We start from the raw sequence: 5,407 nt of genomic DNA on the forward strand, positions 1-5,407 counted from the left end.
GCCGACGACCGCGGAGCCCAGCGTCGCGCCGATCTGCCGGAAATAGTTGTTGCCCGCGGTCGCGGTGCCGACCTCTTCGATGGGGAACGAGTTCTGGACGACGAGCACCATGAGCTGCCCGGTCATGCCCAACCCCACCCCGACGACGGCGAGGAAACAGCACAGCACCCACAGCGCGGTGTCGACGGTGAGCAGCGACAGCAATGTCAGTCCGGCCGCGTGGTGAGCAACACCGGCCGCTACAAGATCATCCCGATCATCGGTTCGGTGCTGATCGCGGCCGGCGATGGTGGAGGTGAGGAACAGCGACCCCATCATCGGGAGCATGAGCAGGCCGGCTTCGGTGGCGCTGACCCCGGCGACCATCTGCAGGTAGGTCGGCATATATCCGGCGACACCGAACAGCGCGACACTCACGAGCAGGCCGGACACGGTGATGAGGTCGAAGTTGCGGTCGCGGAACAGGTGCAGCGGCAGCACGGGTTCGGCGGCGCGGGACTCGACGAACACGAACAGCGCCGCGGCGGCGACGGTGCCGGCGATCAGGGCGAGGATCGTCGTGGACGTCCACGCATACGTCGTGCCGCCCCACGTGCCGATCAGCACGATGCCGGTGGTGGTGACGGACAGGACCGCCATGCCGGCGACGTCGATCGACGGGCGGGGGCCGGTTCTCGCAGGCAGTCGCAGGAACACGATCGCCGCGGTCGCGGCGAGCAGGCCGAGCGGCACCGTGATCCAGAAGACCCACCGCCAGCCCGGGCCCTCGGTGAACCAGCCGCCGAGCAGCGGGCCGGCCACCGACGACAGCGCGAACACGCCGCTCATGATGCCCATGTACCGGCCGCGTTCACGGGCCGGGATGACGTCGGCGATCGCGGCCTGCGACAGGATCATCAGACCACCGCCGCCGACACCCTGGATCGTGCGGCCGACGATGAGCCAGGTGATGTCGCCGGCGGTCGCGCTCACGACCGAGCCGACGAGGAAAACGCCGATTGCGCCGAGCAGCAACGGCTTTCGGCCGAAGAGATCGCCGAGCTTGCCGTACGCGGGCATCATGATCGTCGACGCGAGGATGTAGACGGTGATGACCCACAGCATGAGGTCGGCGCCGTGCAGTTCGCCGACGATCGTCGGCAGCGCGGGGTTGAGCACGGTCTGGTTCAGCGAGGCCAGCAGCATGGTGAGCATGAGCCCGGCGAACAGGAACACCAGCCCGCGGGGTGACTGGGAAGCGGGGGCGTCACCCGAGTTTTCGGCCATGGAAATTTACATTACTGCAAAAATAGACCCGGCTGAATCGTTCTGTGCACCCTGAGCAGATGTCCACCGTCGACGCGTTCGCGGTCGCTAGCCTTCACAGGTGACCGCCGACCTGCACGTCCTCACCCAGTCACTGGTCGGTGTGCTCGTCCTTGTCGTCGTGGCCACCGCGGTGCTGTGGGCGTACGGGGTTCCGCACCGGTTCGCGCCCGCACTCGCGATCGCGCGCGGGGCCGTCCAGCTCGCTCTCATCAGTCTCGTGCTCAGCGGCGTCATCACCGACGGTCGCTGGGTGGCGGGCGTCCTCGGGGTGATGTTCGCGGTGGCCACGTGGACCGCGACGCGCCGGATCGGCCGCGGCACCGCCACACTCGGGATCGTCGCGGTCGCGATCCTGGCCGGTGCGGGGGTGGCCCTGGCGATCGTGTTCGCGACCGGTGCCATCGAACTGTCGCCGCGCTACGCACTCGCCATCGGCGGCATCGTCATCGGCAACGCCATGACCGTCGCGGCCCTGGCCGGGCGGCGTTTCCTCGAGATCGTCGACAGCCGCTGGGAGGAGGTCGAGGGATGGCTCGCGCTCGGCGCAACCCCGCGCCAGTCGACGGCCGAACTCACCCGGGTCGCGGTGCACGCCGCGCTGATCCCGGCGACCGATCAGACCAAGACCACCGGCCTGGTGACGCTCCCCGGCGCGTTCGTCGGCGCGATTTTCGGGGGCTTGTCGCCGCTCGAGGCCGGACGGTTCCAGATCATGGTGCTCGCGTCGATCATGGCCGCCGCGGCGATCACCGCGGTCCTCGTCGCGCGCGGTCTCGGTCCGGTCCGCTCGCGGCCGACCGTCCCGGCCTGACCGCGTTCAGCGGGACGCCGTCGCCCGGAACCCGGTCACTTCCCGGAACACCGTGAGCGCCCGGTCGACGAGCGTCTCGACGTCGGCCTCCGGTTCCGCGATCGACGAGCGCATCGCGAACCGGATGATCGCGCCCGCCGACAGAACGAGCATCTGCGCGGCCTCGCGGGTGCCGACACCGCCGGTGACGGGGCGATCGGACTCGGCGAGTTTCTCCGCAACCAGATCCGACACCAGCGACTGCGCGGTGTCGACGTGCGCCATGCGGCGGCGCGCCAGCTCCGGATGACGGCAGGTGAGCTCGGCGTTCCGTTCGCGCTGCTCGGGACCGGGTCCGGAACTCTGCAGCACGTCGAACAGCAGGCGGGTGACCTTCTCCACGGCGTCCTCGTCGGCGCCGAGGGTGAACTCGGCCGCGGTGCGCTCGTCGATCGCCGGGGCGCGCAACCCGAGGACGGCGTCCTCCTTCGACGCGAAATAGTTGAAGAACGTGCGTGCGGAGACATCGGCCTCCGCGACGATCGACTCGATCGTCACGTCGGCGAGCCGGTCGTGGGCGAGCGCGGCGGCTGCCGCCGCCGAATGGATCGCGGTCCACGTCCGAGCCCGCTTGCGCGAACGCAGCGAGGGCTTCGGCCCGGTATCGGTCACGAGAGTCCTCCAGCCATCGGTATCACCGTAGTGCAGTGCCGCGGCGCTGTGGCCACGGCGCAGCGGCTATGCCGCTGCGGGTGCGCGCCGGTCCTCGGGCAGTCGAACGGACTCGCGGCGCGCGACGTGCCGCAGCAGCGGAATGCTCCCGGCTCCGGCGACCAGCGGGAACCAGTAGGTGCACAGGCGGTAGATCGCGACGGCGGCGGCGGCCGGTCCGGCGTCGAATCCCAGCGCGACGAGACCGGCGACCAGGCCGGCCTCGACAATGCCGATACCGCCCGGGGTCAACGGGATCTGCCGGGCCACCTGCGTCGCCACGTGCAGCGTGGCGAGGGAGGCGACCCCCGCCTCGATACCGACGGCTAGGCACGCCGCGATCAGGCACAACAGGTCGAACATCCATTTCGCGGTGGTCAGTGCGAACACCCGGTGCCACACCCTCCGCGGGAGCCGGGCGACCTCGGCGAGCGTGTTCGCGAGTTTCGCCTTCCAACCGGCATCCGGGGGGATTTCGACGGTCGGGGCGGGCGCGCGTCGCCGGGCCACCTCGGCGGCGGCCACGACCACGGCGATCCCGGCGGCGACGCATGCCGCGAGGACGACGTGGAGCACGTCGTCGACCATCCACTCGGCCAGCCGCGGACTGACGGTCGCCGAATAGACCACGCCCAGGGCCAGCATCGACACCCCGGCGGACAAGGTCAGCGCGACCACCGCGTGACCGGGCGTCAGGCCCGCGAACGTGAGCCAGCGGTAGTTGTAGCCCGCCGCGAACGCGCCACCGGCGGGCAGTCCCTGCGTCACGGCGGTGGACGCGTAGGTCACCAGCTCCGAGCGGCGCCGCGACATCTCACCCCCGAACGCCGAGACCACGACGTTCTGCAGGCGGGCCAGCATGTGCATCGCGACCATCTGGACGGCAAGCGCCCCGATCACCCACTGCACCTGAGCGTCGAGCACGGCGTCGCGGATCGTGGACAGGGCGGGAAGCTGGGCGCGGAGGATCCAGGCGGCCGCGGCGACGACCGCGAGCCCGACGAATACACGTGTCGCGGGGTGCCGGGCCACGGTGCGCAGCCTCGAGCGGCGGCGAGTCTGCGCTGCCGTCGTCGCGGTTCTCGGCATCGGGTCGTCTCCTGGATCGGTCGGCCGATCGTAACTCTGCAGCGGTGCAATCTTTTATTTCTGTGACATTTCATACGACCGCTGGGGGGTCGCACGGTTCCGGTACCGAACACCGGGTATCCAGCAGGTATGGCCAAACATCCCGGCGCCGAACAGTACCTGCCGGCGAGCACCGACCTCGACGCCCTCGCGTCCGCGGCCGCCGGATGCCGCGGCTGTGATCTGTACCGATACGCGGGTCCCACCGTCTTCGGGGACGGACCCGCGACCGCGCGGCTGCTGCTCGTCGGCGAACAACCCGGCGACCAGGAGGACCGCGCCGGCGAGCCCTTCGTCGGGCCCGCCGGGCACCTGCTCGACCGTGCCCTCGAGAAGGCCGGGATCGACCGCGGCGACGTCTACGTCACCAACGCCGTCAAACACTTCAAGTTCGCCCGCGAGGCCGGCGGCAAGCGGCGCATCCACAAGAAGCCGTCGCGCGGCGAGGTGATCGCGTGCCGGCCGTGGCTGTTCGCCGAACTCGAAGCGGTCCGCCCCGACGTGCTGGTGTGTCTCGGGGCGACGGCCGCGCAGGCACTGCTCGGCCCGTCCTTCCGGATCACCGAACATCGCGGCCAGGTCCTGCACGCCGACCCCGAACTGAAGCTGTCGTCCGACCCGCAGATCATCGCGACCGTGCATCCGTCGGCGATCCTGCGGATGCGCACCGGCCGCGACGACGCGCTCGAATCCCTGGTCCGCGATCTGCGGCGCGCGGCGAGTCTCGTCGGCTGAAGTCGGTGCGCTCAGGGGGAGGTCGCGAGGGCGGCGGCCAACCCGAACGCGACCGAGGTCGCGCACACCTCGAGCACCGCGTTGCGCAGCGACACTTCCGCGGTCGCGCGGTGCGCGGTCGCGGCGGGCACCCACGTGCGACGCCACCGCGCCCCCAGAGCCACCAGGCCGGCGAGGACCACGGTCTTGGCCAGCACGATGCGGCCGTAACCGGTGTCGACCAGCGCGGACAGCGAGCCCAGCCGCACCGCCGCGTCGATCACCCCGGTCGCGGCCAGCACCGCGACGCACCACGTCGCGAGCGTCGAATAGCGCGGCAGCAGCCTGGCCCACGCGCCCCGAGAGCGCACCGTCAGCGCGAGCGCGACCAGCACACCGACCCACAGACCGGCCGCGAGGACGTGCAACGCATCGAGCAGCGAACCCAGAGGCTGCTGCGACATGTGCCCGGACACCGGTCGCGCGATCAGCGCCGGCGCCGCCACCGCGAGCACCGGAGCCGTCGGCCACGACGCATCTCGCCGGTACGCGACGACCGCGACGACGGTGCACGCCGCGACACACCCGAACGCCGCGACCCCGATCCGCCCGGAGCCCACGGTCCCCGCGAACTGCGCGAACCGTGCGGTGTCGAGGCGGGGGACCGGCACACCGGCCACCGCCGCCGCCTCGAACACCAGCAGCGCGCCCTCGCACATCAGCCACACGCCGCCGAATGCGGCGATCGCCCGCCAC

The 5,407-nt window shown here is 70.9% G+C and carries 6 protein-coding genes; 2 read left to right on the forward strand and 4 right to left on the reverse strand.

Translation table 11 applies throughout. The features are described 5' to 3' along the window. Window positions 1-1,266, reverse strand: a 1,266-nt coding sequence (locus I0Q12_RS03655) for an MDR family MFS transporter (RefSeq protein WP_197250644.1), incomplete at its 3' end; no start/stop codon positions are given. A 100-nt stretch (window positions 1,267-1,366) separates the two neighbouring features. Between I0Q12_RS03655 and I0Q12_RS03660 the strand changes: the two genes are divergently transcribed. Beyond that, window positions 1,367-2,119, forward strand: a complete 753-nt coding sequence (locus I0Q12_RS03660) for an ABC transporter permease (RefSeq protein ID WP_248675594.1) — start codon at window positions 1,367-1,369, stop codon at window positions 2,117-2,119. Window positions 2,120-2,125: 6 nt separating this feature from the next. On the opposite strand, the gene I0Q12_RS03665 is transcribed toward I0Q12_RS03660, so the two are convergent. Both I0Q12_RS03665 and I0Q12_RS03670 read right to left on the reverse strand, forming a co-directional pair. Beyond that, window positions 2,126-2,770 (reverse strand): TetR family transcriptional regulator, encoded by a 645-nt coding sequence (locus tag I0Q12_RS03665; protein ID WP_197250645.1) that lies wholly within the window; start codon window positions 2,768-2,770, stop codon window positions 2,126-2,128. A gap of 66 nt (window positions 2,771-2,836) precedes the next feature. Beyond that, window positions 2,837-3,898, reverse strand: a complete 1,062-nt coding sequence (locus I0Q12_RS03670) for a YbhN family protein (RefSeq protein ID WP_197250646.1) — start codon at window positions 3,896-3,898, stop codon at window positions 2,837-2,839. 129 nt (window positions 3,899-4,027) lie between these two features. Here I0Q12_RS03670 and I0Q12_RS03675 point away from each other — a divergent pair, with 129 nt between their 5' ends. Next, entirely contained in the window at window positions 4,028-4,672 is a 645-nt protein-coding gene (locus tag I0Q12_RS03675; protein WP_197250647.1) for a UdgX family uracil-DNA binding protein, read from the forward strand. 11 nt (window positions 4,673-4,683) lie between these two features. Here the strand turns inward: I0Q12_RS03675 and I0Q12_RS03680 are convergent. Then, on the reverse strand, window positions 4,684-5,407 hold a 724-nt coding region (locus I0Q12_RS03680; protein ID WP_197250648.1), incomplete at its 5' end, for a copper resistance D family protein.

Source organism: Rhodococcus sp. CX, from assembly GCF_015865005.1.
Classification (GTDB): Bacteria; Actinomycetota; Actinomycetes; order Mycobacteriales; family Mycobacteriaceae; genus Rhodococcus.

Bases quoted from the DNA above. Each gene is read 5' to 3' on its own strand.
- I0Q12_RS03670 (WP_197250646.1), bottom strand. From the start codon at position 3,898: ATGCCGAGAACCGCGACGACGGCAGCGCAGACTCGCCGCCGCTCGAGG.
- I0Q12_RS03675 (WP_197250647.1), top strand. From the start codon at position 4,028: ATGGCCAAACATCCCGGCGCCGAACAGTACCTGCCGGCGAGCACCGAC.